The organism is Janthinobacterium sp. GW822-FHT07H11 (genome assembly GCF_058798615.1).
In genome coordinates this window covers 4,947,698-4,974,098 of sequence record NZ_CM179507.1, presented here as the reverse complement: position 1 = coordinate 4,974,098, position 26,401 = coordinate 4,947,698, and the positions used below count along the sequence as shown (strand labels likewise).

Genomic DNA, 26,401 nt, shown 5'->3' with positions numbered 1-26,401 from the left:
AGGCGGCTTGACTCCACTGTCCGCCTTTTTCGCCGGCGCGGTTTGTGCTGGATCAAACGTCAGGAAATGGCAGCAAAACGCAGGCGGATGCCTGTCGTGACGACGGCCAGCAAGTCGTCGATGTGCTGCTGCATTTCCGGGTGCGGCGTCCACGGGTCGCCCGCATCCATGACGATGCGCAGCGAAACGAGGCCGTGCAGCGATTGCCAGAAGATTTGCGTCATGGCGTGCAGCGCCGGCTCGTCGTGGCGCACCTGGCCCGTTTGCGCCAGTTCGCCGAACAGGTGCAGCGCGTAGGCATACGGGTCCTGTTCGATATTGCCGTGTTCGACTTCGACAGCGTCGACTTCCGCATGCGGACGCAATTCCATGAAGATCAGCGAGTATTCGTCGGGGTGCTGGAAGCCATACTCAACATAGGCGCGGCCCACCAGGCGGATGCGTTCCCAGTGGTCGACGCCGGCCTCGCTGGCGCTGCGCATGGCGCGCACCAGTTCCAGCAAGTCCTTGTCCATGGCCTGCGCGATCAGGGTGGCCTTGTCGCGGAACAATGCATACACGACGGTGGTGGAAAAGCCGGCCGCCTCGGCGACCTTGCGGATGGAGACGGCGCGCGCGCCGCCTTTCTTGATGAGATCCTTGACGACGTCGATGATGTGCTCGCGTCGCGCCTGGGCTTCGCGCAGCTTGCGTTCCTGAATATTTGTTAACTTCTTGTCCACGACTCTTTCCTGGCGACTCTATGAAAGAAAGAATTATAGGGGCGGTATTGCTTGCCAATGTGTCCGGCGTTGTTACAAATCAGTTTTTTGTCCGGTAGATGCGACAGCTGGCCAATTTTTCCCCCTTTTGCCCGTGCCTTTTCCGTCGATGCCCCGGATTGGTGCATAAATCGGCTTGCCAGGCTTTGCGAATGCCGGCAAAGGGCGGAAAATGGCGGGATCGCTTACACTGCGTTTTTGGGTGTGCCGACGGCCGCTCACGAGGCGCCGCCGCGTCACCCGACTACGCCTAACAACACTGAAGGGATCATTACATGACCATTAAAATCAGCCAGAATTTCGACTCGGGCGCCATCGAGGTGGTGAGCGCCAGCAGCGCCGGCGCCATCGACCTGAACTTGCGCAAGGACAGCCACGCCGACATCCACCAGTGGTTCCACTTCCGCCTGCAAGGCGCGCGTGGCCAGGCATGCACGCTGCGCTTCCTGAACGCGGGCCAGGCCACCTATCCGGCCGGCTATGAAGACTACCAGGCCGTGGCCAGCTACGACAGCGAAAACTGGTTCCGCGTGCCGACGGCGTTCGACGGCCAGGTGATGACGATCTCGCACACGCCGGAACTCGACAGCGTGTACTACGCCTACTTCGAGCCGTATTCGTGGGAACGCCATCTGCGCCTGCTGGGCGAAGTGGCCGAGCATCCGCTGGCGCGCGTGTCCGACCTGGGCAGCACGGTCGACGGCCGCGACATGAACATGGTGACCATCGGCAACCCGCAGGCGGAAAAGAAAATCTGGGTCATCGCGCGCCAGCATCCGGGCGAATCGATGGCCGAATGGTTTGTCGAAGGCCTGATCGACTCGCTGCTGGACGACGCCAACCCGATCGCGCGCAAGCTCTTGCAGCGCGCCGTGTTCCACATCGTGCCGAACATGAACCCGGACGGCTCCATCCGCGGCAACCTGCGCACGAATGCGGCAGGCGCCAACCTGAACCGCGAATGGATGACGCCATCGCTGGAATCGAGCCCGGAAGTGCTGTGCGTGAAAAACAAGATCCACGAAACGGGCGTCGACATGTTCTTCGACATCCACGGCGATGAGGCGCTGCCGTACAACTTTGTGGCCGGCAACGAAATGCTGGAAAACTTCACGCCGGCCCAGGCCGCGCACCAGAAGGCCTTCATCGAACGCTACAAGCAGGCCAGCCCCGACTTCCAGGACAAGTTCGGCTACGCCGCCAGCAAGTACAAATCGGACATGCTGACCCTGGCGTCGAAATACATCGGCCACCACTTCGGCTGCCTGGCGCTGACCCTGGAAATGCCGTTCAAGGAAAACGCGGACTTGCCGGACCCAAGCGTGGGCTGGAACGGCGCGCGCAGCGCGGCCCTGGGCGCAGCCATGCTGCAGCCCATCCTGCTGTCGCTGGATTGAACGGCGTTGATCATGGGCGTCGAGATCGAGCGTAAATTCCTGTTGCAAGGCGAGGCCTGGCGTGGCCTGGGCCAGCGTGTCCTGCTGCGCCAGGGCTACCTGTCGTCCGCGCGCGAGCGCGTGGTGCGCGTGCGCATCGAGGGCGAACAGGCCATGCTGACCATCAAGGGCGCCAACGTGGGCGTGGCCCGCGGCGAGTGGGAATATCCGATTCCACTGGCCGACGCCGTCGAACTGCTCGACGGCCTGTGCGAACAGCCGCTGATCGAAAAGGTCCGCCACCGCATCGAGCACGCGGGCATGGTGTGGGAAATCGACGAGTTCCTCGGCGCCAACGCGGGCTTGATCGTGGCCGAGATCGAACTGGCGTCGGAAGACCAGCCCTTCGAGAAGCCGGAATGGATAGGCGCGGAAGTGTCGGGTGATGCGCGCTACTACAACGCGAATTTGATCCGCCACCCGTTTTCACAGTGGTGATGGCGCGTTAAGCGTGGCTTGAAATGCAAAAAGGCGCAACCGGGGTTCCGCCTTTTTTATGCGCCAACGCTGTTGTCGGATTACGCCGTTCCGGCTAATCCGACCTACGGCCTGCCTTTCAACCATTGCATCGACACCTATTGCATCGACACCTCTTCAAACCGTAGTCGGATTACGCCGTTCCGGCTAATCTGACCTACGGCCTATGCCGGCATCGTAGGTCGGATTAGCGCTGCGCGCGTAATCCGACAAGCCCGCATCAATGGAAATGCTCGGTGCCCTGCGGCGTATCTTCCGGCATTTCCGCATGCGCCAGCTCGCCGACCGGGTCGGCAAACAGCGGTGCGCCGCAGTCGTCGCAGTATTCGCCGACAAAGCGTTCCGCGTGGCGTTTGATCTGTGTCACGCCAGCCGCGTTCAGGTGTTCGATAATTTCATCGACCGGTGTCTTTTGCTTGTCCAGCGCGGCGATGCCGACCTGGATCAGGCCTTCGATCGGCGTGCCGTCCTCGTCTTCCTGGCCGTACAGGGGCCAGACGATGCCGTAGATGACTTCCGGCGCCTGGCGCAGGGTGAACGCGATGCGGTACTCGTCCACCTGGCCGTCGGCCGCTTCCTCGCCGAAACCGGCGATGACGGCGCGCAGCTCCGACGGCTCGATGGCCAAGGTGTGCGTCAGGTAGTGCACGGCGGCGCGCACGGAGACGGGACGTATCAGCTTGTCCGCTTCGCGGCACGCCACATAATATGCTTCCGGCAGCAGCAGCTCCAGGCCGCAGCCGGGCAGCAGGCGGGCGATGGTCGGCGTGGCCTGCGCGCGCCATTGTTCCAGGGCGGCGCTGCGCTCGGCGATGAAGTCGAGCTGGCTGGCCGGCGTCTGCCAGCGGAACAGCGGGGTGCCGGCAGGCGCCACCACGGCCACCAGCAGGTAGCGCGTGTCGGCCAGGAAAGGCGCCGTTTCCGCTTCCTTGGCGGAAGCCTTGACGGCCGTGCCCTTCAGCGCCGCTTGCGCCAGCTTCTGCGTCTTGGCATAGGTCTCGACGTGGCTGCGCGGCAACTGGTCGATCGAGTACAGGGTCGGCGCCATGGCCATCTTCGTGCCGTCGGCCAGCAAGTGGGCGGCAAAGTGCGCGGACAATACGCCGTGCGCATCGCCGGCCATGGGACCGGAGGCGATGGAAAAGCGCGTCCACGCGAGGATGGGCACGGCCACCAGCAGGGCGTCGTAGCGCACGTCTTCATGCACGACGACGGTCGATTCGCTGACGGCTTCAACGCAGTCCATCAGCACGTCGTAGGCGTTCAAGTCTTCCTTGAACAGGCTGCCCAGGGTGTTGTCGATGGTGTCCTGGTGGCCGGTTTTGAGTAATTTCTGGAGCTGCGTATCCAGGCTGTGTTCCCAGGACCGCTCTTCGAGACGGCTGGCTGCCTGTACGATCGCCTGGGCAAAGGTGACCAGGCGCTGGCTGTCGGCAGTCAGTTTATGGGATGAATCTTTGGAAGGACGACGCATAGCGGGATAAGAGTCTCGGAAAGTGAAAAAAATGGATCAGTCAAACAATGATAAACCCTTATAACCGTATTGTAGAGGATTCGGCCGCACGCAATACGTAAGCTGTCTGTAGATCATGCCGATTGCCTCAATTTCAAGCGCGAATGGAGGGCAGGGGCGAAAAAAAAGCGCCGGTCGAAACCGGCGCTCTTATCTTACATCAAGGCTGGGACGATTACTCGGCCAGCAGTTGACGCAGCACGAATGGCAGGATGCCGCCGTGCTTGTAGTAATCGACTTCGATCGGCGTATCGATGCGCAGCAGGACCTTGACTTCCTGGCTGCTGCCGTCGGCGCGGTGGATTACCAGGGTGGCCAGTTGCTGCGGCTTGATTTCGCCTTCGAGGCCTTTCAGGTCGAAGGTTTCCTTGCCGGTGATGCCCAGCGTCTGCACGCTGTCGTCGCCGATGAATTGCAGCGGCAGCACGCCCATGCCCACCAGGTTCGAGCGGTGGATGCGCTCGAACGAACGGGTGATCACGGCTTTCACGCCCAGCAGCTGGGTGCCCTTGGCCGCCCAGTCGCGCGACGAGCCCGTACCGTACTCTTCGCCGCCGAAGACCATGGTTGGCGTGCCTTCGGCAACGTATTTCATCGCGGCGTCGTAGATCGACATTTCTTCGCCGGAAGGCTGGTGAATCGTGATGCCGCCTTCGACCGCCGAACCGTCCGCCTTGGCAGGGATCATGCGGTTCTTGATACGCACGTTGGCAAACGTGCCACGCATCATGATTTCATGGTTACCGCGACGCGAGCCGTAGGAGTTGAAGTCCGCCTTCAGGACGCCGTTTTCCTTCAGCCATTTGCCTGCAGGGCCGTTTTCCTGGATCGAGCCGGCTGGCGAGATGTGGTCGGTGGTGATGGAATCGCCGAACACGCCCAGTGCGCGCGCGCCTTCGATGCCGGTGGCCACGGCCGCTGGCGTCATCGAGAAGTTGTCGAAGAACGGTGGTTCCGCGATGTAGGTCGATTTCGGCCAGTTGTAGACTTGACCGGAGACGGTGGTGACTTTTTCCCACAGCTTGCCTGGCGCGCCCTTGACGTCGGCGTAGTTGTCCTTGAACACCTTGGCGTTCATGGCGAACTTCATCATGGCCGACACTTCAGCCGAGCTTGGCCAGATGTCGCCCAGGTAGATGTCCTTGCCGCCCTTGCCCTTGCCGACAGGTTCCGTCATCAGGTCGCGCGTCATGTTGCCGGCGATGGCGTAGGCGACGACCAGCGGTGGCGAGGCCAGGAAGTTCGAGCGGATGTTCGGGTGAATGCGCGCTTCGAAGTTGCGGTTACCCGACAGCACGGCCGACGCGACGATGTCGTGCGTGGCAATGGCGGCGTTCAGCTCGGGCGTCAGGTCGCCCGCATTGCCGATACAGGTGGTGCAGCCGTAGGCGGTCACGCCAAAGCCCAGTTTTTCCAGGTAGGGCAGCAGGCCGGCAGCGGTCAGGTACTCGGTCACGACGCGCGAGCCAGGGGCCAGCGAGGTCTTGATGTGCGGCGCGACCTTCAGGCCGGCTTCCACGGCTTTCTTGGCCAGCAGGCCGGCAGCCAGCATCACGCTCGGGTTCGAGGTGTTGGTGCACGAGGTGATCGCGGCGATCAGCACGTCGCCGTTCGACACTTTCACGCCGTTCGTCGTTTCGTACACGGCAGCCAGGTCGGCCGGATTCTTGTTGAAGCCGTTTTCCGAGGTTGGCTTGGCGAACAGCTCGGCGAAGTTGGCCTTGACGTTGCCGATTTCGATACGGTCTTGCGGGCGTTTCGGGCCGGCCAGTGACGGAGCGACCGTGGCCAGGTCCAGTTCCACCACGCGGGTGTAGTCGATGTCGCCCGCTTTTGGCACGCCGAACAGGTTTTGCGCCTTGAAGTAGCCTTCGAACGCGGCGATTTCAGCCTTGCTGCGGCCGGTGCCCTTGAAGTAATCGATGGTCGCTTCGTCGACCGGGAAGAAGCCCATGGTCGCGCCGTATTCCGGTGCCATGTTGGCGATCGTCGCGCGGTCGGTCAAGGTCAGCGATTCGGTGCCTTCGCCGAAGAATTCGACGAACTTGCCGACGACTTTCTCTTTGCGCAGCAGTTCGGTGATGGTCAGCACCAGGTCGGTGGCGGTGCAGCCTTCGCGCAGCGCGCCGGTCAGGTTCACGCCGATGACGTCAGGCGTCAGGAAGTAGACTGGCTGGCCCAGCATGCCGGCTTCCGCCTCGATGCCGCCCACGCCCCAGCCAACCACGCCGATGCCGTTGATCATGGTGGTGTGCGAGTCGGTGCCGACCAGGGTGTCAGGGTAGTACACGTCGCCGGCTTTCTTGCCCGAATGGTGCACGCCGCGCGCCAGGTATTCCAGGTTGACCTGGTGGACGATGCCGAAGCCCGGCGGCACGACGCCGAAGGTGTCGAATGCCTGCATGCCCCATTTCATGAACTGGTAACGCTCGTTGTTGCGCGAGAATTCCAGCTTCATGTTCAGGTCCAGCGCCTTCTTTTCGCGGTAGTGATCGATGGTCACCGAGTGGTCGACCACCAGGTCGACCGGCACCAAGGGTTCGATCTTCTTGGCGTTGATGCCCATCTTGGCGGCCACGTTGCGCATGGCGGCCAGGTCGGCCAGCAGCGGGACGCCGGTGAAGTCTTGCAGCACGACGCGCGCCACTACGAACGGGATCTCGTCGGTGCGTTCGGCGGTCGGGCCCCAGCTCGCCAATTGCTTGACGTGTTCTTCGGTGACTTTCTTGCCGTCGCAGTTGCGCAGCACCGATTCGAGCACGATGCGAATCGACACCGGCAGGCGGGAGACATTGATGCCCAGGCTTTTTTCCAGCGCAGGCAGGGAATACAGCTTGCCCTTCTTGCTGTCCGAAATATTAAAGTCCTTGAGCGTGTTCAGAGTGTTGCGGGACATGACCTCTCCTTGTTGGGTATCGTCTATTATTGATTATTCAAGTTACAAAACATGACTGAGCCCCCGAAGAGGCCCTTGCTACGCACATCAGCCGCCGGTCGCCGGCAGCACGCCCAGCGATGGCGCGGCTTCCACCACTGCCGCCGGCTTGGCTTGCTCCGCATCCTTGCATTCGTTGGCCAGTTGGCGGTTCTGCTTGGAATCGAGCAGCATGCCCTTGGCAGGAATGCCGATCCAGACCAGACCGTACAAGCGGTTTTCGAAGCGATTGGCGCCGGTGGTGGTGCCAACGCGGCTCAGGCGGTGCAGGCGCTTCTTCCAGCGCAGGGCGATGTGTTTGTCATCCGTGGCATTGGTGTAAATGGTAATTTTGTTACCAAGTTCGCAATTGAAATCGGTGGAGGCCGAACCCGCGGTGTCCGGTTCATCGGACTCTTCCTTGTCGACCACCGACATGGCGAGCGGATGCGCTTCCTTGGCGGCGGCCTTGGTGGCCTTGGCTTTCGGCTTGGCCTTGACGGCCTTGGCCTTGGCCGGCTCTTTGGTATCCGTGGCGGCGAAGCTGGCGGGTGCCAGCGTGAGGGTCATGGCGCCCAGCGCGACGCTGCAGGCAATTGCTAATTTGGAGATGGACATCGTGTAATTCCTGTCAGTTTTCAGTGGTGCCGGAAGAAGGCGTATTCAGTAATGCGGCGGCCGCCTCGGGCAGGCCCAGGCCCGCCAGTTTGGCGCGTTGCAAAACGGTCCAATAATATCGGTAGCTGGCGCGGTCGTGCAAGCGGCCATTTTGCGCAATCGGTCCCCAGTTGGCGCGCAGCGCTTCATTGAGGATGTTGCTCGCTTCATTGACCTCGGACAGGCGGGGCGTGAAGGCCTTGATGATGGGCTTGATCTGGTCCGGGTGGATGCTCCACATGCGCGTGTAGCCGAACTCGGCCGTCGCGCGCTGGGCGTCATTCGCCACCACGGCCGAATCGCGCACGTCGGTCGTCACGTTGTGCGACGGCACCTTGCCGTGCGCGTGGCAGGCGGCCGCCACTTCGAGCTTGGCGCGCACCACCAGCGGATGCGTGAACTGGCCCGGCGTGCGCATGGCGGCGGCCGGCACGGCACCGTAGTGGGCCGAGACGAAATCCATGATGCCGAAGGACAGGCATTCGACCTGGGGCAGGGCGGCGATCGCATAGGCATCGCGCAGCGCGCCATGCGTCTCGATCAGGATGTGCACGGGCAGGTTGTCGCGGCCGGCGCGGCGCGCGTGCAGGTTGATCAGGTCGATGGCCAGCATGGCGTCCTGCACGCCGCCCACCTTGGGCACGGCGATGTAGGCGAGACGCTGCGCGGCGGCGCAGACGATTTCCACGTCGCGCGCAAAAAACGGGCTGTCGACGTCGTGCACGCGCACGCCGATGCGGTTGAACTGGTTCTCGTCGCTGGCCAGCAGGCCGGCGACCAGCTGCGCATGGGCTTCTTCATTGCCGGCGCTGGCGCCGTCTTCGCAGTCGAAGGTGATGTCGAACAGGGGGCCAAGCTCTTGTTGCAAAGCAATCGATTTACGCATCAGCTTTTCGGAGCCGGCGTAGTGGTCGCAAGCGGCGAGCAACAGCGGCTGGCGTTTGCCTTGGAATAAAACCTCGGAAGGGTGCATGCTTAAGGCATTTCTGCAGGTAAAGACTACTTGATAAAACAGCCGCGCCGCGAATCTCGCGGGGCGGCCTTCTTGGCGGGCGGCGCATTGCCGCGCCGCCAATACTGGATTTATGCCAGCAGGTGTTTCACGCCTTCGCGCTCTTCGGTCAGTTCTTTCAGGGTCAGGTTGATGCGCTCTTGCGAGAATGCATCGATTTCCAGACCTTGAACGATGGTGTACTCGCCGTTGTCGGTGGTGACCGGGAAGCCGAACACGGTGCCTTCAGGGATGCCATACGAGCCATCGGAAGGTACGCCCATGGTGGTCCACTTGCCAGCCGTGCCCAGCATCCAGTCATGGATGTGGTCGATGGCGGCGTTCGCTGCCGACGCTGCCGACGACAGGCCGCGCGCTTCGATGATGGCCGCGCCGCGCTTGCCGACGGTTGGCAGGAACACGTTGGCGTTCCATTCCTGGTCGTTGATCAGGTCCTTGACGGCCTTGCCGTTGACGGTGGCGAAGCGGTAGTCGGCGTACATCGTTGGCGAGTGGTTGCCCCAGACGGTCAGCTTCTCGATGTCCTTGACGGCGGTGCCGGTCTTGGCAGCGACTTGCGACAGCGCGCGGTTGTGGTCCAGGCGCAGCATGGCGGTGAAGTTTTTCGCCGGCAGCGACGGTGCCGATTTCATGGCGATGTAGGCGTTGGTGTTGGCAGGGTTGCCGACCACCAGCACTTTGACATTGCGCGAAGCGACGGCGTCGAGCGCCTTGCCTTGCACCGTGAAGATCTGCGCGTTCGCTTCCAGCAGGTCCTTGCGTTCCATGCCTGGGCCGCGTGGACGCGCGCCCACCAGCACGGCCACGTCGACATCCTTGAATGCGGTCAGCGGGTCGGAGTGGGCGGTCATTTCCGTCAGCAGCGGGAAGGCGCAGTCGTCGATTTCCATCATCACGCCCTTGAGCGCCTTCTGGGCTTTTTCGTCCGGGATTTCAAGCAGTTGCAAGATGACAGGCTGGTCTTTGCCGAGCATGTCGCCATTGGCGATGCGGAACAACAGGGCGTAGCCGATCTGGCCGGCGGCGCCGGTCACTGCAACACGCATTGGGGTTTTAGCCATGATGAATCTCCAAAAATGGGAAAGAAAACGGGCTTGAAGCTGGGCTTACGCTTATCCGGAAAAACTATAATGATACCAAAACCGGCCGGCGCCACCGAATTGCTGGTGTACGCTGCCGTCACGCTTGTGCTGTACGAGGCCAGAGTGGCTGGCCGACAGCAAAAAACGCTGGCTCACAAGTTTTATCGAAGGCAGTTTAGGCCTCTGATCTCCATCTGTCAATCATATCTTATGTCTTATATAAGACAGATAACTGCGAGTGTTTTACTGGACGCGGGCAGTGATTTGTGTTGAAATGTCGGACTATGAATTCCGCCTCGTCCAATCTGACCAACAATGCCACTGCTGCAAGCGGGGCGGTCAGTCCGACCGCGGGCGCCCCGGCCACGCCCGTCGCCGCGGCGGCCAGTACGCCAGTCACCGTGACGGCCAGCAGCAATACCACTGCGCCTGCCGTGCCTGCAGTCACTGCCTCGCCCACCTTCAGTCCCCTGTACCAGCAGATCAAGGCGCTCATCACGCAGAGCCTGCAATCGGGCGAATGGAAGCCGGGCGAGCTCATTCCCAGCGAAGTCGAGCTGGCGGGCCGCTTCAAGGTCAGCCAGGGCACGGTGCGCAAGGCCATCGACGAGCTGGCCGCCGAGAACCTCGTCATGCGGCGCCAGGGCAAGGGCACCTTCGTGTCCACCCACCATGAGGCACGCGCGCATTTCCGCTTCCTGCGCCTGGTGCCGGACGAGGGCGTGCCGCATTATCCTGAAAGCAAGTTTATTGAGGTCAAGCGCGTGCGCGCGCCGGCTGACGTGGCGCGCCTGATGGACCTGAAATCCGGCGACGCCGTGATCTTCATCAAGCGCGTGCAGTATTTCGACGGCGTGCCGACCATCGTCGAAGAGCTGTGGCTGCCGGGCCTGATCTTCAAGGGCCTGACGGCCGAGCGCCTGGTGGAATACAAGGGCCCCATGTATGGCCTGTTTGAAACGGAATTTGGCACGCGCATGATACGCGCGTCCGAGCAGATCCGCGCCGTGTGCGCCGATGCGGGTGCCGCCCATCTGCTCAATATCGATCTCGGCACGCCCTTGCTCAGTTCCGAGCGCGTGTCGTTTACCTACGGCGACAAGCCGGTCGAACTGCGCCGGGGCCTGTACCTGACCAGTCGTCATCATTATCAGAATGAACTCAGCTGAAGTAGCGGGGCGCCCGCGGGCGTCCGGACAAGCGGCAAGGCTGAAGTGCATCGCTTGTAAGGTGCCTGTCGCAAGACGGGCATTGGAGACAGCAGAACACGCAGGCAAAGCGTGGCCAGCACCGGGCGGGCGGCGTTTTGCCGGCGATTCTGTAATTAAATTACGTGAACTACGGAAAGTAGCGCGGTATTTTGTAGTAAAAAACCATTTTGGTTATATGCAACAATAGATATTGGTGCAGGTTGCGAAAATCGGCGAAAATCGCGGCTTCGCTTCAATATTTAGTTATCAAGGGGAGGTTTTTGTTATGTCTGAAGCCGTAAGAGAAGTACCAAAAAAAGAACGGCCGCAATTCCGTAACATTCATGTTACCGAATTGTCGAACTACCGCATGGCTGTCGGCGCCATCGTCTCGATCCTGCATCGCATCAGCGGCTTTATCATTTTCGCCCTGTTGCCATGTATTTTGTACATGCTGGAACTGAGCCTGCGTTCCGAAATGTCCTACGCCTACTTCCAGGGCATCGCATCGCACTGGTTCGTCAAGCTGATCACCCTCGGCCTGGTCTGGGCCTTCCTGCACCACTTCTGCGCCGGTATCCGCCACCTGTTCATGGACGTGCACGTCGCCATCGAAAAAGATTCGGCACGCAAGACCGCCTCGTCGGTGCTGGTCGTGAGCCTGGTGCTGACGGCCTTGGTCGCTTTGAAACTGTTTGGAGTATTTTAAACATGGCAGACAATAACATCGGACCGAAACGCCTCGTCGTCGGTGCCCATTACGGCTTGCGCGACTGGCTGGCGCAACGCGTCACCGCCATCGTCATGGTGGCTTATGTCGCCATCCTGCTCATTTCTTTCTTGACCGGCAGCAACTTCAGCTATGAAGGCTGGGCTGGTCTGTTCGCACAGCAGTGGTTTAAATTGTTCAGCCTGGTGACCTTCGTCGCCCTGTTCTACCACGCATGGGTCGGCGTACGCGACATCTGGATGGACTACGTGAAAAGCGCTGGCCTCCGTCTGACCCTGCAAATTGCCACCATGCTGTGGTTGATCGCTTGTGCCGGCTGGACGGTACAGATACTCTGGAGTGTGTAATCGTGGCAGCATATAAATCTGCAATCCCTACCCGCCGCTTTGATGCGGTCATCGTTGGCGCCGGCGGTTCCGGCATGCGCGCGTCGTTGCAGCTGGCTGAAGCCGGTCTGAACGTCGCAGTTCTGTCGAAAGTCTTCCCGACCCGCTCGCACACCGTGGCAGCGCAGGGCGGTATCGGCGCGTCGCTCGGCAACATGGCCGAAGACAACTGGTTCTGGCACATGTTCGACACCGTCAAGGGCGGCGACTATCTGGGCGACCAGGATGCCATCGAATTCATGTGCCGCGAAGCACCGAAGGTCGTGTACGAACTGGAACACTTCGGCATGCCGTTCGACCGCAACCCTGACGGCACCATCTACCAGCGTCCGTTCGGCGGCCATACGGCCCACTTCGGCGAAAAGCCGGTGCAGCGCGCCTGCGCGGCAGCCGACCGTACCGGTCACGCCCTGCTGCACACCTTGTACCAGCGCAACGTGCGTGCGCGTACGCACTTCTTCGTCGAATGGATGGCTCTCGACCTGATCCGTGACGCCGAAGGCGACGTGATCGGTGTTGTCGCGCTGGAAATGGAAACCGGCGAATGCATGATCCTGGAAGCAAAGACGACGGTCATGGCAACGGGCGGCGCAGGCCGCATCTTCGCCGCCTCGACGAATGCATTCATCAACACCGGCGACGGCATGGGCATGGCGGCACGCGCCGGCCTGCCGCTGCAGGACATGGAATTCTGGCAATTCCACCCGACCGGCGTGGCCGGCGCGGGCGTCTTGATCACCGAAGGCGTGCGCGGCGAAGGCGGCATCCTGATCAATAGCGAAGGCGAACGCTTCATGGAGCGCTATGCGCCTACCCTGAAGGATCTGGCGCCGCGCGACTTCGTCTCGCGTTCGATGGACCAGGAAATCAAGGAAGGCCGCGGCTGCGGTCCGAACAAGGACCACGTGATGCTGGACCTGCGCCATATCGGCGCCGACACCATCGCCAAGCGCCTGCCGTCGATCCTGGAAATCGGCCACAAGTTCGCCAACGTCGACGCCACCAAGGAACCGATTCCTGTCGTGCCGACGATTCACTACCAGATGGGCGGCATCCCGACGAACATCCACGGCCAGGTCGTCACCCCGACCGGTCCGGACAATTCGGCGAAAGTCGTCAACGGCCTGTACGCGATCGGCGAATGCGCCTGCGTGTCCGTGCACGGCGCCAACCGCCTGGGCACGAACTCGCTGCTGGACCTGGTGGTCTTCGGCCGCGCGGCCGGCAACCACATCGTGGGCAGCGGCCTGAAAGCCAAGGAAAACAAGCCTTTGCCAGCCGACGCGGCCGATTTCGCCATGGGCCGCCTGGCGCGCCTGGAAAACTCGACCGGCTCGGAAACCGTGCAGGGCGTGGCGAACGACATCCGCGCCACGATGCAGAAGTACTGCGGCGTATTCCGTACCGACGAGATGCTGAACAAGGGCGTCGAAGAAATCATGAAGCTCGACGAGCGCCGCAAGCACGTCTCCTTCAAGGATAAATCGATGGTCTTCAATACGGCCCGCGTGGAAGCGCTGGAGCTGGACAACCTGATCGAAACGGCGAAAGCGACCATCGTTTCGGCCGCCGCCCGCAAGGAATCGCGCGGCGCGCACGCCCAGGACGACCACCCGCAACGCGACGACGACAACTGGATGAAGCACACGCTGTGGTATTCGGAAGGCAACCGACTGGAATACAAGCCAGTCGTGACCAAGCCGCTGACGGTAGATACCTTCAAACCGAAACCACGTACTTTCTAAGGCTATACCATGGCACGCACTCTCAAATTCAAAATCTACCGCTACGATCCTGACCAGGATGCCAAGCCGTACATGCAAGACCTGACGGTCGAACTGAAAGACACCGACAAGATGCTGCTCGATGCACTGCAGCGTATCAAGGCGGACGTCGATGACTCGCTGGCCCTGCGCCGCTCGTGCCGCGAAGGCGTATGCGGTTCGGACGCGATGAACATCAACGGCAAGAACGGCCTGGCATGCACCACCAACCTGAACGAGCTGACGGAGCCTATCGTGCTGCGTCCCTTGCCAGGCTTGCCGGTCATCCGCGACCTGATCGTCGACATGACGCAATTTTTCAAGCAATACGATTCGATCAAGCCTTTCCTGATCAACGATTCGATCCCGCCTGAAAAAGAGCGCCTGCAATCGCCGGAACAGCGCGAAGAACTCGATGGCCTGTACGAGTGCATCCTGTGCGCATGCTGCTCCACGTCGTGCCCGTCGTTCTGGTGGAATCCGGACAAGTTCGTCGGCCCGGCCGGCCTGCTGCAAGCCTACCGCTTCATCGCCGACTCGCGCGACGAAGCCACCGGCGCGCGCCTGGACAACCTGGAAGACCCGTACCGCCTGTTCCGCTGCCATTCGATCATGAACTGTGTCGACGTCTGCCCGAAAGGGTTGAACCCGAACAAGGCGATCGGCAAGATCAAGGAATTGATGGTCCGCCGCGCGATCTGATCCGTCTGATCGCGTCCGCCGGGCGCCGTTTGCGGGAAGAGGGTATGCTCTCTTGCCTGTAGGCGGCGCCTGCAAAGCAGTACCGTGCCGCAAGGCACTTGTAAGGTGGTAAACCAAATGACAGAATCAATTTTGTCCTCGCATCAGGCCGACCCGGCCAACCGCGCCCGCCTGCGCTGGCGTTCACGCCGTGGCCTGCTGGAAAACGACATTATCCTGACCCGTTTTCTCGATGCGTATGAAACCGAATTGACCGATGAAGAAGTTGACGCGCTGACGCGTTTGCTGGATTTGTCGGACAATGCGTTAATGGATCTGGTACTGGCCCGTAAAGAGCCGGAAGGCGAAGTCGATCTGCCGCATGTGCGCGCACTGCTGCAACGACTGCGCATTGCCTAGACGCCTGGGCGATATATTGCAAACGGTGCGAGTGGCGCGCTGTAGCACTGCCGAATGCGGTGCGAATTGCAGCCAGAATTTTTGATTTTAATTTCGACTCACTCCCGAGAAGGAAGAGCCCATGAATATCTCTGACACAAAAGCTACCCTGTCGTTCTCCGATGGCAGCCCATCGCTTGAATTTCCAATCTACAAAGGCACGGTTGGCCCGGACGTCATCGACATCCGCAAACTGTACGCCGGTAGCGGCAAGTTCACCTACGACCCAGGCTTTATGTCGACGGCCGCCTGCAACTCGTCGATCACCTACATCGACGGCGACAAGGGCGAGCTGCTGTACCGTGGTTACCCGATCGAACAGTTGGCCGTCAACGCCGACTTCATGGAATCGTGCTACCTGCTGCTGAACGGCGAACTGCCGAACGCGGCGCAGAAAGCCAAGTTCGTCGACACCGTCACCAAGCACACGATGGTGCACGAACAGATGCAATTCTTCTTCCGTGGCTTCCGCCGCGACGCGCATCCGATGTCGGTCCTGGTGGGCACCGTCGGCGCGCTGGCATCGTTCTACCATGACTCGCTGGACATCAATGACCCGCGTCACCGCGAAGTGTCGGCCATCCGCCTGATCGCCAAGATGCCAACCCTGGTCGCCATGACCTACAAGTACTCGGTCGGCCAGCCGTTCGTGTATCCGCGCAACGATCTGTCGTACAGCGCCAACTTCATGCATATGATGTTCGCCAACCCGTGCGAAGAGTACAAGGTCAACGACGTGCTGGTGCGCGCCCTGGACCGCATCCTGATCCTGCACGCGGACCATGAGCAGAACGCGTCGACGTCGACCGTCCGCCTGGCCGGTTCGTCGGGCGCCAACCCGTTCGCCTGTATCGCTGCCGGTATCGCCTGCCTGTGGGGCCCTGCCCACGGCGGCGCCAATGAAGCGGCACTGAACATGCTGAAGGAAATCGGCACCGTCGAGAACATCCCTGCCTTCATCGCGCAAGTCAAGGACAAGAACTCCGGCGTCAAGCTGATGGGCTTTGGCCACCGCGTGTACAAGAACTTCGATCCACGCGCCAAGCTGATGCGTGAAACCTGCTACGAAGTGCTGCAAGAACTGGGTCTTCAAGACGATCCGCTGTTCAAGCTGGCGATGGAACTGGAAAAGATTGCACTGAACGACGAATACTTCGTGTCGCGCAAGCTGTACCCGAACGTCGACTTCTACTCGGGCATCGTGCAATCGGCGCTGGGCATCCCGGTATCGCTGTTCACCGGTATCTTCGCCATGGCCCGTACGATCGGCTGGATCGCCCAGTGGAACGAAATGATCGCCGATCCGGAACAGAAAATCGGCCGTCCGCGCCAGCTGTTCGTCGGTTCGACCACGCGCGAAGTACTGCCACTGGACAAGCGTTAATCCACGGCGGTATCGAGCAAACAAAAAACGGGCTTCGGCCCGTTTTTTTATGCGCACAGATGTTGTTCGAATCAGCCAAGCGCCGCCAGCAGCGACTGCAGGCACACGCTTGCGCCCTCCAGCGGCAGGCTGGCGCCCTCGTGGATCTGCGGCAGGATGATGCTGCGCGGGGCGTTGTGCTTGAGAATGCCGCCCCAGTGGGCCACCTTGGCGCCCGCCTGGCGGCGGATCGTCTCGACCGTCTCGCCGCTGGCGAGGATGCGCGCGTGCGGAAAGGCGGCTTGCAGCACGCCCAGGCCGAAATATGCCTGCGGCTCGGCGCTGCTGATATAGATGGCGCTCAGGCGCCGGCCGCTGGCCTGGACCGCTTGCGCTACCTGCACGGCGTCGCTGTGCAGGAATTGTGCATTGACGAGGATGGCTTCGCCGTGCCCGCTCAGCAGCAGGGAAGGGGCGTGGGCACAGCCCAGGCGGCGCATGGCAAAGCCGGCCAGTGCGTGGCGCGGAACGGAGTTGCCGCCGGAAGGGGCGCCAAAGTCCAGGCGGTCATACAGTACGGAGGTCGATAACACGGGTTCTATCCCACATTCATGATCATTGCCTCATACTATCCGTGCACCGGGAGGCGAGAAATAGGGTAGATTGCAATACTTAATTGCATGGATCGGACGAATCAATGGAAAGCCGCAGATGGACCGCATAACCGCCGCGCAGGTGTTTGTCGCCATTGCCGAGCGGGGCAGCATGGTCGCCGCCAGCGAGGCGCTCGATATGTCGCGCGCCATGGTGACGCGCTACCTGGCCGAGATGGAGCAGTGGGCGGGGGCGCGCTTGCTGCATCGCACCACGCGCCGCTTGAGCCTGACGGATGCGGGCGACGCGACCCTGGCGCGCTGCCGGCAAATGCTGGACGTGGCCGGCGCCATGGCCGTCGCTTCGCCCGAGGGGCTCGATACGCCGCATGGTTTGCTGCGCATTACCTGTTCGCAATCGCTGGCGCAGACGGCGCTGGCCGGCGCAGTGACCGCTTACCTGCGGCGCTACCCGCGCGCCGCCGTCGACCTGCAGATGGAGAACCGCGCCGTCAACCTGGTGGAGCAGCGCATCGACCTGGCGATCCGCATCACGAATGCGCTCGAGCCGAACCTGATCGCGCGCCAGCTGGCCAGCTGCGCCTCGGTGGTGTGCGCCGCACCATCGTATCTGGCGGCGCACGGCACGCCGCGGCGGGCGCAGGACCTGGCCCTGCATAATTGCCTGACGTACACGTATTTCGGCAAGAGCCTGTGGCAGTTTACCTACAATGGGGAAGCGCTCACTGTCCCCGTCAGTGGCCGGCTGTCGGCGAATGAGTCGCTGGTGCTGATGGTGGCCACGGTGGCGGGGGCGGGCATCGCCATGCAGCCGCGCTATTCGGTCGCGCCGCTGATCGCCAGCGGCCAGCTGGTCGAGCTGCTGCCAGCCTACCAGCCGCAGGACATGGGCATCTACGGCATCTATACCTCGCGCCAGCACATGTCGCCGCTGCTGCGCACCATGCTCGACTTCCTGGTGGAGTGGTTCGCCGGCGATGCCGATTGGCTGGCGGCCATCGCGGCGCCGTCCTTGCCGGGCAGACCACCTGGCCGCAAGCGCCACCCTGGCGTGGGCAAGGAAGTGCCGCAAGCGCAACAGTAACAGGCTTGCAAGCCCGGCAAAATCAGCAACACCGCTTACATTTGCTTGCCAAATAAAATTCAACTTGCAGTTGTTGCGTTACAATACCGCGTGCTATTCTAAATGACGGTATGAAGAATGCTGGTGCAATAAAAAAGCCCTTCCCCACAACTTGATGTGCAATCCGCTAACCGGTCAGGCCGTGTCGCGGAAGGTTAGATTAACCCGCTAATCTCGCGAAGCGCGAAGAAAGGTGAGCAATATGATGCAACAATTTACGTCCAACTCCTACCTGTTCGGTGGGAATGCTCCGTACGTGGAAGATCTGTACGAAGCGTATCTCAATAACCCAGGTTCGGTACCGGACAACTGGCGCGCCTATTTCGACGCCATGCAGCACGTGCCTGCAGTCGATGGCAGCAACAAGCCTGACGTGGCGCATGCGTCCGTCGTCGCCTCGTTCGCCGAGCGCGCAAAAGCAGGCCCGATCCGTACAGTGACCGCTTCCTTCGATGCCGAAATGGGCCGCAAGCGCGTCGCCGCCACCCAGCTGATCGCCGCTTACCGCTACCTGGGCACGCACTGGGCCAACCTGGACCCACTGCAGCGCCAGGAACGTCCGATGATCCCGGAACTGGAACCGAGCTTCTACGGTTTCACCGATGCGGACATGGACACCGTGTTCAACATCAGCAATACCTATTTCGGCCCCGAGACCGCCACCCTGCGCGACCTGCTGAACTTCCTGCGCGATACCTACACGCGTTCGATCGGCGCCGAATTCATGTACATCTCCGACCCGGCCGAAAAGCGCTGGCTGCAAGAGAAACTGGAATCGATCCGCTCCACCCCGAACTTCACCCCGGAGAAAAAAATCCACATCCTCGACCGCCTGACCGCGGCTGAAGGCCTGGAACGCTATCTGCACACCCGTTACGTGGGCCAGAAGCGCTTCTCCCTGGAAGGCGGCGAAACCTTCATCGCCTCGATGGATGAGACCATCCAGCGCGCCGGCGAAAAAGGCGTGCAGGAAATCGTCATCGGCATGGCCCACCGCGGCCGCCTGAACGTGCTGGTGAACACCCTGGGCAAGGCGCCGCAGGAACTGTTCGAAGAATTCGAAGGCAAGCATGGCGACGACCTGCCTGCCGGCGACGTGAAGTACCATCAAGGCTTCTCGTCGGACATCTCCACCGCGGGCGGCCCGGTCCACCTGTCGCTGGCGTTCAACCCGTCGCACCTGGAAATCGTCAACCCTGTCGTTGAAGGTTCCGTCAAGGCCCGCATGGATCGCCGCGGCGACGTGCATGGCGCGCAAGTGCTGCCTATCCTGGTGCACGGCGATGCCGCCTTCGCCGGCCAGGGCGTGGTCATGGAAACGCTGAATCTGGCGCAGACCCGCGGCTACGGCACGGGCGGCACGGTGCATATCGTGATCAACAACCAGATCGGCTTCACCACCTCGGACCCGCGCGACTCGCGCTCGACCCTGTACTGCTCGGACGTCGTCAAGATGATCGAAGCACCGGTCCTGCACATCAACGCCGATGATCCGGAAGCCGTGGTGCTGGCGACGCAGATCGCGCTCGACTACCGCATGGAATTCAAGAAGGACATCGTCCTCGACATCATCTGCTACCGCAAGCTGGGCCACAACGAGCAGGATACGCCGGCACTGACGCAACCGCTGATGTACAAGCGCATCGGCCAGCATCCAGGCACCCGCAAGCTGTACGCGGACAAGCTGGTGGCGCAAGGCGTGATCCCTGCCGATGGCGGCGACAAGATGGTAGCCGCCTTCCGCGACGCCATGGACGCCGGCAAGCACACCGTCGATCCTGTCATCTCGAACTTCAAGAACAAGTACGCCGTCGACTGGCTGCCGTTCCTGAACAAGAAATGGACCGACTCGGCCGATACGGCCGTGCCGATGACGGAACTGAAACGCCTGGCCGCGCGCATCACCACCGTGCCGGAACAGTTCAAGGTCCACTCGCTGGTGGAAAAAGTCCTGGGCGACCGCGCCACCATGGGCCGCGGCGAAATGAACCTGGACTGGGGCATGGGCGAACACCTGGCCTACGCATCGCTGGTATCGTCCGGCTACGCCATCCGCCTGACGGGCCAGGATGCGGGCCGCGGCACCTTCGTGCACCGCCACGCCGTGCTGCATGACCAGAACCGCGAGCGCTGGGATGCCGGTACCTACATTCCGCTGCAAAACGTGTCGGACAACCAGGCGCCGTTCACCGTCATCGACTCGGTGCTGTCCGAAGAAGCCGTGCTGGCCTTCGAATACGGCTACTCGACCGCTGAACCGAACACGCTGACGATCTGGGAAGCCCAGTTCGGCGACTTCGCCAACGGCGCGCAAGTGGTGATCGACCAATTCATCAGCTCCGGCGAAGTGAAGTGGGGCCGCGCTTCGGGCCTGGTCATGATGCTGCCGCACGGTTACGAAGGCCAGGGTCCTGAGCACTCGTCCGCGCGTCCCGAGCGTTTCCTGCAGCTGTGCGCAGACAACAACATGCAAGTGGTGCAGCCGACGACGGCTTCGCAGATCTTCCATTTGCTGCGCCGCCAGATGGTGCGCCAGTTCCGCAAGCCGCTGGTCATCCTGACGCCGAAGTCGCTGTTGCGCAACAAGGATGCCGGTTCGCCGCTGACCGACCTGGCCAAGGGCGGTTTCCAGACCGTCATCGGCGAAGTCGACGACAAAATCGACGCCAAGAAGGTCAAGCGCGTGGTCGCCTGCTCGGGCAAGGTCTATTACGACCTGGTCAACGCACGCAAGACCCGCGGCCAGACCGACACGGCCATCGTGCGCCTGGAACAGCTGTATCCGTTCCCGCACAAGTCGTTTGCTGCCGAACTGAAGAAGTTCCCGAACCTGGTCGAAGTCGTCTGGGCACAGGACGAGCCGCAAAACCAGGGCGCCTGGTTCCAGATCCAGCACAACATCTTCGAAGGCCTGGAATCGGGTCAGCGTCTGGCCTACGCCGGCCGTCCTGCTTCGGCGTCGCCTGCTGTCGGTTACTATGACAAGCACTACGCCCAGCAAAAAGATCTGCTGGAAACGGCATTCTCGAAGCTGAAGGGTTTTATCCTGACCAAGTAAGTGGCAGGATAACGGGCGCCATGCCTACGCATGGCGCCTGTTCGCATACATCGTGACGGAGCGCCGCCCTTGCTACGCAGGGGCGGCGCCGCAATAACAAAATAAACGGAGTTTTACATGGCACAAATCGAAGTCAAAGTTCCCCAGTTGTCGGAATCGGTTGCGGAAGCGACCCTGCTGGCATGGCACAAGAAAGTCGGCGAAGCAGTCGCGCGCGACGAAAACATGATCGATATCGAAACCGATAAAGTGGTGCTGGAACTGCCGGCGCCGGCCGCAGGCGTGATCGTGCAGATCATCAAGGCTGACGGCGCCACCGTCGTCGCCGGCGAAGTCATCGCCATCATCGATACCGACGGTTCGGCCAAGGTCAGCCCGATGGAAGTGTCGGCCGTGCCTGCGCCAGCCCTGGCCGCCGCCGCGCAGGACGCCGCCAACGCCTCCGCACCAGCTGCCGCGAGCAAGGGCGATGTCGCCATGCCTGCCGCCGCCAAGATCCTGTCCGAAAAAGGCCTGGCCGCTGGCGACGTCGCCGGTTCCGGCAAAGACGGCCGCGTGACCAAGGGCGACGCCCTGGCCGCTGCCGCCAAGCCAGCTGTCGCGCCACTGGCGCCAGCCGCCGCCAAGCCGGCGCTGCAGCAAGTTGCCACGCCGTCGGCCGCCAGCCTGGGCGACCGTCCGGAAGAGCGCGTGCCGATGAGCCGCCTGCGCGCGCGTATCGCCGAGCGCCTGCTGCAATCGCAATCGACGAACGCCATCCTGACCACGTTCAATGAAGTGAACATGCAGCCGGTCATCGACCTGCGCAACAAGTACAAGGACAAGTTCGAGAAAGAGCACGGCGTCAAGCTGGGCTTCATGTCCTTCTTCGTCAAGGCCGCCGTCGCCGCCCTGAAAAAATACCCGATCATCAATGCCTCCGTTGACGGCAACGACATCGTCTACCACGGCTACTTCGACATCGGCATCGCTGTCGGTTCGCCGCGCGGCCTGGTCGTGCCTATCATCCGCAACGCGGACCAGCTGTCGATCGCCGACATCGAGAAAAAAATCGGTGAATTCGGCGCGAAAGCCAAGGAAGGCAAGCTGACCCTGGACGACCTGACGGGCGGCACGTTCTCGATCTCGAACGGCGGCACCTTCGGCTCCATGCTGTCGACCCCGATCATCAACCCGCCGCAATCGGCCATCCTGGGCGTGCATGCGACCAAGGACCGCGCCGTTGTCGAAAACGGCCAGATCGTGGTGCGTCCGATGAACTACCTGGCCATGTCCTACGACCACCGCATCATCGACGGCCGCGAAGCCGTCCTGGGCCTGGTGGCGATGAAAGAAGCGCTGGAAGATCCTGCACGCCTGCTGCTGGACCTGTAAGCACTGTAGTCCCCCGGCGTCGCCGCCGGGGCAATGTAGCTGATACCCCTTGCCAGAAGACGCAGCTGGCTGATCTCAATGAAAGAGGATTCCCATGAACGTCTCTGAAGAAATCAAGCGTCTGCACGAGTTGCACCTGGCGGGCGCCCTGAGCGACGCGGAATTCGCGCAAGCGAAAGCCAAGCTCCTGAGCAATATCAACCTGGACAAGCCGGACAGCACGTCCGGTGCCGGCCCGTCGAACGACCTGGTGCAGGAATTCAACCGCCTGCGCCGCTCGCGCAACGACCGCTGGCTCGGCGGCGTGTGCGGCGGCCTGGGCCGCGCTTCCGGCATGGAAGCGTGGATCTGGCGCCTCGTCTTCGTCCTGTTTACATTGACCTTCGGCTTCGGCGTGGTGATTTACCTTCTATTGTGGATTTTCGTACCAGACGAAGAGATTGGAATAACAAAACATGAGTACTAAACAATTTGACGTAGTTGTCATCGGCGCGGGCCCTGGCGGCTACATCGCCGCCATCCGCGCAGCGCAGCTGGGCTTTTCCGTCGCCTGCGTCGACGAGTGGTCGAACGCCAAGGGCGGCGCCGCTCCTGGCGGCACCTGCACCAACGTCGGCTGCATCCCGTCGAAAGCGCTGCTGCAATCGTCCGAGCATTTCGAACACGCGGGCCACAGCTTCGCCGAGCACGGCATCGACGTCGCCGGCCTGAAGCTGAACCTGGGCCAGATGCTCAAGCGCAAGGACACCGTCGTCAAGCAGAACAACGACGGCATCCTGTACCTGTTCAAGAAGAACAAGATCGCCTTCTTCCACGGCCGCGCCGCTTTCGCCGCCGCCGCCGCTGGCACGTATGAGATCAGCGTGACGGGCGAAGCCAACGAAACCCTGACGGCCAAGCACGTGGTCATCGCCACCGGCTCGAACGCACGCGAACTCCCGGGCGCACCATTCGACGAGAAACTGATCCTGTCGAACACGGGCGCGCTGGCCATCGACGCCGTCCCCGCCAAGCTGGGCGTCATCGGTGCCGGCGTGATTGGCCTGGAAATGGGCAGCGTCTGGCGCCGCCTCGGCTCCGACGTCACCGTGCTCGAAGGCCTGCCGGTCTTCCTGGGCGCCGTCGACGAGCAGATCGCCAAGGAAGCGTCGAAGTTGTTCACCAAGCAAGGCTTGAAGATCAACCTCGGTTGCAAGATCGGTGCGATCACGCCAGGCAAGAAAGACGTCACCGTGGAATTCGTGGACGCCAAGGGCGAAGCGCAAAAAGCCGTGTTCGACAAGCTGATCATCTCGATCGGCCGCACGCCGAACACGAACGGCCTGGGTGCCGACAAGGTCGGCCTGCAGCTCGACGAGCGCGGCTTCATCGCCGTCGACGGCGACTGCAAGACCAACCTGCCGAACGTGTGGGCGGTGGGCGACGTCGTGCGCGGCCCGATGCTGGCGCACAAGGCCGAAGAAGAAGGCGTTGCCGTGGCCGAGCGTATCGCCGGCCAGCATGGCCACACCAACTTCAACACGATTCCGTGGGTGATCTACACCTCGCCGGAAATCGCGTGGGTTGGCAAGACCGAGCAAACCCTGAAGGCGGAAGGCATCGCCTACAAGGCCGGCACCTTCCCGTTCATGGCCAACGGCCGTGCGCGCGCGCTGGGCGACACCTCGGGCATGGTGAAATTCCTGGCCGACGCGACCACCGATGAAATCCTCGGCGTGCACATCGTCGGCCCGATGGCGTCCGAACTGATTTCCGAAGCCGTCGTGGCGATGGAATTCAAGGCCTCGGCCGAAGACATCGCGCGCATCTGCCACGCCCACCCGTCCCTGTCGGAAGCGACCAAGGAAGCGGCACTGGCGGTTGACAAGCGCACGTTGAACTTTTAATTGTAGTTAGTCCTTCAGGGGCGCTCGCGGATTTTTCCGCCGGCGCCCCTGTGCGTTAAAGCGAATCCCATGAACGTTGAAGAGTTTTACCAGCACGCGTTGCAGAAGCGCGATTTCAAGGCCGATGCCGCCCAGCGGCGCGCCGTCGACCGCCTGCAGCTGTGCTATGACGAATGGGTGGCCTACAAGGGCCAGCGTTCGAGCACCTTCAAGCGCCTGATCAACCGTCCCGCCGTGCCGAAAGGCGTGTACATGTGGGGTGGGGTGGGGCGCGGCAAGTCGTTCCTGATGGATAGCTTCTATTCGGTCGTGCCGGTGGTGCGCAAGACGCGACTGCACTTCCATGAATTCATGCGCGGCGTGCACCAGCAGCTCGACGAACTGAAGGGCGTGGCCGACCCGCTCGACGACGTCGCCAAGCGCATCGCCAAGAAATACCGCCTGATCTGCTTCGATGAATTCCACGTCTCGGACATCGCCGACGCGATGATCCTGTACAACCTGCTGTCGGCCCTGTTCGACAACGGCGTGTCCTTCATCATGACCTCGAATTACGACCCGGACCTGCTGTATCCGGACGGCCTGCACCGCGACCGCATGCTGCCGACCATCGCGCTGCTCAAGGCCAAGCTCGACGTGATGAACGTCGACGCCGGCGTCGATTACCGCGGCCGCGCGCTGGAGCAGGTGGAAAGCTACTATACGCCGCTGGGCGCTGCCACCGACCAGGCCCTGCGCGACGCCTACACGCGCATCGCCGAGACGGCCGACGAAGACGCGCGCATCCGCATCGAGAGCCGCGAAATCCATTGCCTGCGCCGCGCCGGCGGCATCATCTGGTTCGATTTCGCCACCCTGTGCGGCGGGCCCCGTTCGCAAAATGATTACCTGGAAATCGCCAGCCGCTTCCATACAGTGATATTGTCCGGGATACCGGCCATGTCGGCGGCGCAGTCGTCCGAGGCGCGCCGCTTCACCTGGCTGATCGACGTGTTTTATGATCAAAAGGTCAAGCTGATCATGTCGGCCGAAGTGGTGCCGGAGCAGCTGTACACGAATGGCATGCTGGCCAACGAGTTTCACCGTACGGTATCGCGCATCATTGAAATGCAATCGCGTGAATACATGGAAAAAGAACAGCGCGGCGCGGCCGACGCGATCGTTTGAGGCAGAGATAATGAAGATGATGGCAAATACGATATTCAAGCTGGCTGTGGCCCTGGGCCTGGGCCTGGCGCTGTCCGCCTGCGCGCACCAGGGCCAGACGGCCGCCGAGATGGTCGGCGCGCCGCAGGTGCCCGCCACCTTGTCGGTCGAGGAGGCGGATGCCAAGCTCAAGCAGGCAGCCAGCGAACGCGCGGCGGCCGAAAGCGAATTTGCCGCGCGCGAGCTGGAATGCTATGCCAGGTTCTTCGTGAATAGCTGCCTCGACAAGGCCAAGGAAAAGCGCCGTCTGACCCTGGTGCGCCTGCGCGCCATCGAAGCCGAGGCGAACCACTTCAAGCGCGCCGAATCCGTGCGCCTGCGCGATCTCGACCTGGCCAGGACGCAGGAAGATGCGCGCGCGGACGCGGCCCAGCGCGCCGCCGCCGCGCCCAAGCCCGTGAAGGTGGTGGCGCCAGAGCCGGCAGCGGACAAGCCGGCGGGCAAGAGCCTGGCCGAACGCGAAGCCGAGCATGCGGCGCAGCTGAAGAAGCAGGCGGCCCAGGACGCTGCCGATGCGCCGCGCCGCGCCGCGCGTGAAGCGGACTTTGCGCGCAAGCAGGCTGAAGCGGTTGCGCGGCAGAAGCGCGTGGCGCAGCGCCTGGCCGAGCGCCAGGCCGAAGCGGACGCCAAGGCGGCCAAGGCAGCCGCTGCCGCCAGCGCGGCGGCCGGCGCCGCCTCCGCCGCGTCGGTGCCGGTCAAGTAAATCCGCCGCGCCA

Annotated in this window: 23 protein-coding genes; 16 read left to right on the top strand and 7 right to left on the bottom strand. The window is 62.0% G+C overall.

The annotated features are described in order from the left end of the window. Positions 1-59 precede the first annotated feature (59 nt). Positions 60-722, bottom strand: coding sequence for a TetR/AcrR family transcriptional regulator (locus AC3RCJ_RS21975; protein WP_492959045.1), 663 nt, complete (start codon positions 720-722; stop codon positions 60-62). 314 nt (positions 723-1,036) lie between these two features. Here AC3RCJ_RS21975 and AC3RCJ_RS21970 point away from each other — a divergent pair, with 314 nt between their 5' ends. Further along, a complete protein-coding gene (locus AC3RCJ_RS21970) occupies positions 1,037-2,158 on the top strand; it encodes a M14 family metallopeptidase (protein WP_492959043.1) in 1,122 nt (373 codons plus the stop codon). A 12-nt stretch (positions 2,159-2,170) separates the two neighbouring features. Continuing rightward, complete coding sequence (locus AC3RCJ_RS21965; protein ID WP_492959041.1) at positions 2,171-2,635, top strand: CYTH domain-containing protein; 465 nt, start codon at positions 2,171-2,173, stop codon at positions 2,633-2,635. Positions 2,636-2,894: 259 nt separating this feature from the next. On the opposite strand, the gene AC3RCJ_RS21960 is transcribed toward AC3RCJ_RS21965, so the two are convergent. From AC3RCJ_RS21960 to AC3RCJ_RS21940, 5 genes are all read right to left on the bottom strand, one after another. After that, a complete protein-coding gene (locus tag AC3RCJ_RS21960) occupies positions 2,895-4,148 on the bottom strand; it encodes a DUF2863 family protein (protein WP_492959039.1) in 1,254 nt (417 codons plus the stop codon). Positions 4,149-4,362: 214 nt separating this feature from the next. Next, positions 4,363-7,083 carry an aconitate hydratase AcnA gene (gene acnA, locus AC3RCJ_RS21955; RefSeq protein WP_492959037.1) on the bottom strand — a complete coding sequence of 907 codons (2,721 nt, stop codon included), beginning with the start codon at positions 7,081-7,083 and terminating at the stop codon, positions 4,363-4,365. An 87-nt stretch (positions 7,084-7,170) separates the two neighbouring features. After that, positions 7,171-7,719: a hypothetical protein gene (locus AC3RCJ_RS21950; RefSeq protein ID WP_492959035.1), complete on the bottom strand. Its 549-nt coding sequence runs from the start codon at positions 7,717-7,719 to the stop codon at positions 7,171-7,173. A 13-nt stretch (positions 7,720-7,732) separates the two neighbouring features. Beyond that, complete coding sequence (locus AC3RCJ_RS21945; protein ID WP_492959033.1) at positions 7,733-8,731, bottom strand: HpcH/HpaI aldolase/citrate lyase family protein; 999 nt, start codon at positions 8,729-8,731, stop codon at positions 7,733-7,735. 110 nt (positions 8,732-8,841) lie between these two features. After that, complete coding sequence (locus tag AC3RCJ_RS21940; RefSeq protein ID WP_034752084.1) at positions 8,842-9,831, bottom strand: malate dehydrogenase; 990 nt, start codon at positions 9,829-9,831, stop codon at positions 8,842-8,844. Positions 9,832-10,136: 305 nt separating this feature from the next. Here AC3RCJ_RS21940 and AC3RCJ_RS21935 point away from each other — a divergent pair, with 305 nt between their 5' ends. The 7 genes from AC3RCJ_RS21935 (at position 10,137) to gltA (ending at position 16,445) form a co-directional block, all read left to right on the top strand. Further along, entirely contained in the window at positions 10,137-11,021 is an 885-nt protein-coding gene (locus AC3RCJ_RS21935) for a GntR family transcriptional regulator (protein WP_492959031.1), read from the top strand. A gap of 307 nt (positions 11,022-11,328) precedes the next feature. Further along, positions 11,329-11,751: a succinate dehydrogenase, cytochrome b556 subunit gene (sdhC, locus tag AC3RCJ_RS21930; RefSeq protein ID WP_034752080.1), complete on the top strand. Its 423-nt coding sequence runs from the start codon at positions 11,329-11,331 to the stop codon at positions 11,749-11,751. A gap of 2 nt (positions 11,752-11,753) precedes the next feature. Next, positions 11,754-12,119: a succinate dehydrogenase, hydrophobic membrane anchor protein gene (sdhD, locus tag AC3RCJ_RS21925; RefSeq protein ID WP_034752078.1), complete on the top strand. Its 366-nt coding sequence runs from the start codon at positions 11,754-11,756 to the stop codon at positions 12,117-12,119. Between the two features lie 2 nt (positions 12,120-12,121). Next, positions 12,122-13,903: a succinate dehydrogenase flavoprotein subunit gene (sdhA, locus tag AC3RCJ_RS21920; protein ID WP_492959029.1), complete on the top strand. Its 1,782-nt coding sequence runs from the start codon at positions 12,122-12,124 to the stop codon at positions 13,901-13,903. Positions 13,904-13,912: 9 nt separating this feature from the next. Then, positions 13,913-14,623: a succinate dehydrogenase iron-sulfur subunit gene (locus AC3RCJ_RS21915; RefSeq protein WP_422726423.1), complete on the top strand. Its 711-nt coding sequence runs from the start codon at positions 13,913-13,915 to the stop codon at positions 14,621-14,623. 117 nt (positions 14,624-14,740) lie between these two features. Further along, the gene (locus AC3RCJ_RS21910) at positions 14,741-15,022 is read left to right on the top strand and encodes an FAD assembly factor SdhE (protein WP_034752073.1); all 282 of its coding nucleotides are present in this window, start codon (positions 14,741-14,743) and stop codon (positions 15,020-15,022) included. 121 nt (positions 15,023-15,143) lie between these two features. Continuing rightward, entirely contained in the window at positions 15,144-16,445 is a 1,302-nt protein-coding gene (gene gltA, locus AC3RCJ_RS21905; protein WP_034752071.1) for a citrate synthase, read from the top strand. A 71-nt stretch (positions 16,446-16,516) separates the two neighbouring features. On the opposite strand, the gene AC3RCJ_RS21900 is transcribed toward gltA, so the two are convergent. Next, positions 16,517-17,017 carry an MBL fold metallo-hydrolase gene (locus tag AC3RCJ_RS21900; protein ID WP_492959026.1) on the bottom strand — a complete coding sequence of 167 codons (501 nt, stop codon included), beginning with the start codon at positions 17,015-17,017 and terminating at the stop codon, positions 16,517-16,519. A gap of 118 nt (positions 17,018-17,135) precedes the next feature. On the opposite strand from AC3RCJ_RS21900, the gene AC3RCJ_RS21895 reads away from it, so the two are divergent. The 7 genes from AC3RCJ_RS21895 (at position 17,136) to AC3RCJ_RS21865 (ending at position 26,388) form a co-directional block, all read left to right on the top strand. Beyond that, positions 17,136-18,122 (top strand): LysR family transcriptional regulator, encoded by a 987-nt coding sequence (locus AC3RCJ_RS21895; RefSeq protein WP_492959024.1) that lies wholly within the window; start codon positions 17,136-17,138, stop codon positions 18,120-18,122. A 241-nt stretch (positions 18,123-18,363) separates the two neighbouring features. Beyond that, positions 18,364-21,219, top strand: coding sequence for a 2-oxoglutarate dehydrogenase E1 component (locus tag AC3RCJ_RS21890; protein WP_492959022.1), 2,856 nt, complete (start codon positions 18,364-18,366; stop codon positions 21,217-21,219). A gap of 117 nt (positions 21,220-21,336) precedes the next feature. Next, positions 21,337-22,593 carry a 2-oxoglutarate dehydrogenase complex dihydrolipoyllysine-residue succinyltransferase gene (gene odhB / locus AC3RCJ_RS21885; RefSeq protein ID WP_492959020.1) on the top strand — a complete coding sequence of 419 codons (1,257 nt, stop codon included), beginning with the start codon at positions 21,337-21,339 and terminating at the stop codon, positions 22,591-22,593. Between the two features lie 94 nt (positions 22,594-22,687). Next, positions 22,688-23,059 (top strand): PspC domain-containing protein, encoded by a 372-nt coding sequence (locus AC3RCJ_RS21880; RefSeq protein ID WP_492959018.1) that lies wholly within the window; start codon positions 22,688-22,690, stop codon positions 23,057-23,059. Then, on the top strand, positions 23,049-24,479 hold the full coding sequence (gene lpdA, locus AC3RCJ_RS21875) for a dihydrolipoyl dehydrogenase (protein WP_070254080.1): 1,431 nt from the start codon (positions 23,049-23,051) through the stop codon (positions 24,477-24,479). Before AC3RCJ_RS21880 ends, lpdA begins: the two co-directional genes overlap by 11 nt. Positions 24,480-24,548: 69 nt before the next feature. After that, positions 24,549-25,646, top strand: a complete 1,098-nt coding sequence (gene zapE / locus AC3RCJ_RS21870) for a cell division protein ZapE (protein ID WP_492959016.1) — start codon at positions 24,549-24,551, stop codon at positions 25,644-25,646. 10 nt (positions 25,647-25,656) lie between these two features. Further along, positions 25,657-26,388, top strand: a complete 732-nt coding sequence (locus AC3RCJ_RS21865; protein WP_492959014.1) for a hypothetical protein — start codon at positions 25,657-25,659, stop codon at positions 26,386-26,388. The last annotated feature ends 13 nt before the right edge of the window (positions 26,389-26,401 follow it).

What these genes read in the sequence shown, in the direction of transcription:
- AC3RCJ_RS21970 (WP_492959043.1), top strand. Translation starts at nt 1,037, where the DNA reads ATGACCATTAAAATCAGCCAGAATTTCGACTCGGGCGCCATCGAGGTG.
- AC3RCJ_RS21965 (WP_492959041.1), top strand. Translation starts at nt 2,171, where the DNA reads ATGGGCGTCGAGATCGAGCGTAAATTCCTGTTGCAAGGCGAGGCCTGG.
- AC3RCJ_RS21960 (WP_492959039.1), bottom strand. Translation starts at nt 4,148, where the DNA reads ATGCGTCGTCCTTCCAAAGATTCATCCCATAAACTGACTGCCGACAGC.
- acnA (WP_492959037.1), bottom strand. Translation starts at nt 7,083, where the DNA reads ATGTCCCGCAACACTCTGAACACGCTCAAGGACTTTAATATTTCGGAC.
- AC3RCJ_RS21950 (WP_492959035.1), bottom strand. Translation starts at nt 7,719, where the DNA reads ATGTCCATCTCCAAATTAGCAATTGCCTGCAGCGTCGCGCTGGGCGCC.
- AC3RCJ_RS21945 (WP_492959033.1), bottom strand. Translation starts at nt 8,731, where the DNA reads ATGCACCCTTCCGAGGTTTTATTCCAAGGCAAACGCCAGCCGCTGTTG.
- AC3RCJ_RS21940 (WP_034752084.1), bottom strand. Translation starts at nt 9,831, where the DNA reads ATGGCTAAAACCCCAATGCGTGTTGCAGTGACCGGCGCCGCCGGCCAG.
- AC3RCJ_RS21935 (WP_492959031.1), top strand. Translation starts at nt 10,137, where the DNA reads ATGAATTCCGCCTCGTCCAATCTGACCAACAATGCCACTGCTGCAAGC.
- sdhC (WP_034752080.1), top strand. Translation starts at nt 11,329, where the DNA reads ATGTCTGAAGCCGTAAGAGAAGTACCAAAAAAAGAACGGCCGCAATTC.
- sdhD (WP_034752078.1), top strand. Translation starts at nt 11,754, where the DNA reads ATGGCAGACAATAACATCGGACCGAAACGCCTCGTCGTCGGTGCCCAT.
- AC3RCJ_RS21915 (WP_422726423.1), top strand. Translation starts at nt 13,913, where the DNA reads ATGGCACGCACTCTCAAATTCAAAATCTACCGCTACGATCCTGACCAG.
- AC3RCJ_RS21910 (WP_034752073.1), top strand. Translation starts at nt 14,741, where the DNA reads ATGACAGAATCAATTTTGTCCTCGCATCAGGCCGACCCGGCCAACCGC.
- gltA (WP_034752071.1), top strand. Translation starts at nt 15,144, where the DNA reads ATGAATATCTCTGACACAAAAGCTACCCTGTCGTTCTCCGATGGCAGC.
- AC3RCJ_RS21895 (WP_492959024.1), top strand. Translation starts at nt 17,136, where the DNA reads ATGGACCGCATAACCGCCGCGCAGGTGTTTGTCGCCATTGCCGAGCGG.
- AC3RCJ_RS21890 (WP_492959022.1), top strand. Translation starts at nt 18,364, where the DNA reads ATGATGCAACAATTTACGTCCAACTCCTACCTGTTCGGTGGGAATGCT.
- odhB (WP_492959020.1), top strand. Translation starts at nt 21,337, where the DNA reads ATGGCACAAATCGAAGTCAAAGTTCCCCAGTTGTCGGAATCGGTTGCG.
- AC3RCJ_RS21880 (WP_492959018.1), top strand. Translation starts at nt 22,688, where the DNA reads ATGAACGTCTCTGAAGAAATCAAGCGTCTGCACGAGTTGCACCTGGCG.
- lpdA (WP_070254080.1), top strand. Translation starts at nt 23,049, where the DNA reads ATGAGTACTAAACAATTTGACGTAGTTGTCATCGGCGCGGGCCCTGGC.
- zapE (WP_492959016.1), top strand. Translation starts at nt 24,549, where the DNA reads ATGAACGTTGAAGAGTTTTACCAGCACGCGTTGCAGAAGCGCGATTTC.
- AC3RCJ_RS21865 (WP_492959014.1), top strand. Translation starts at nt 25,657, where the DNA reads ATGAAGATGATGGCAAATACGATATTCAAGCTGGCTGTGGCCCTGGGC.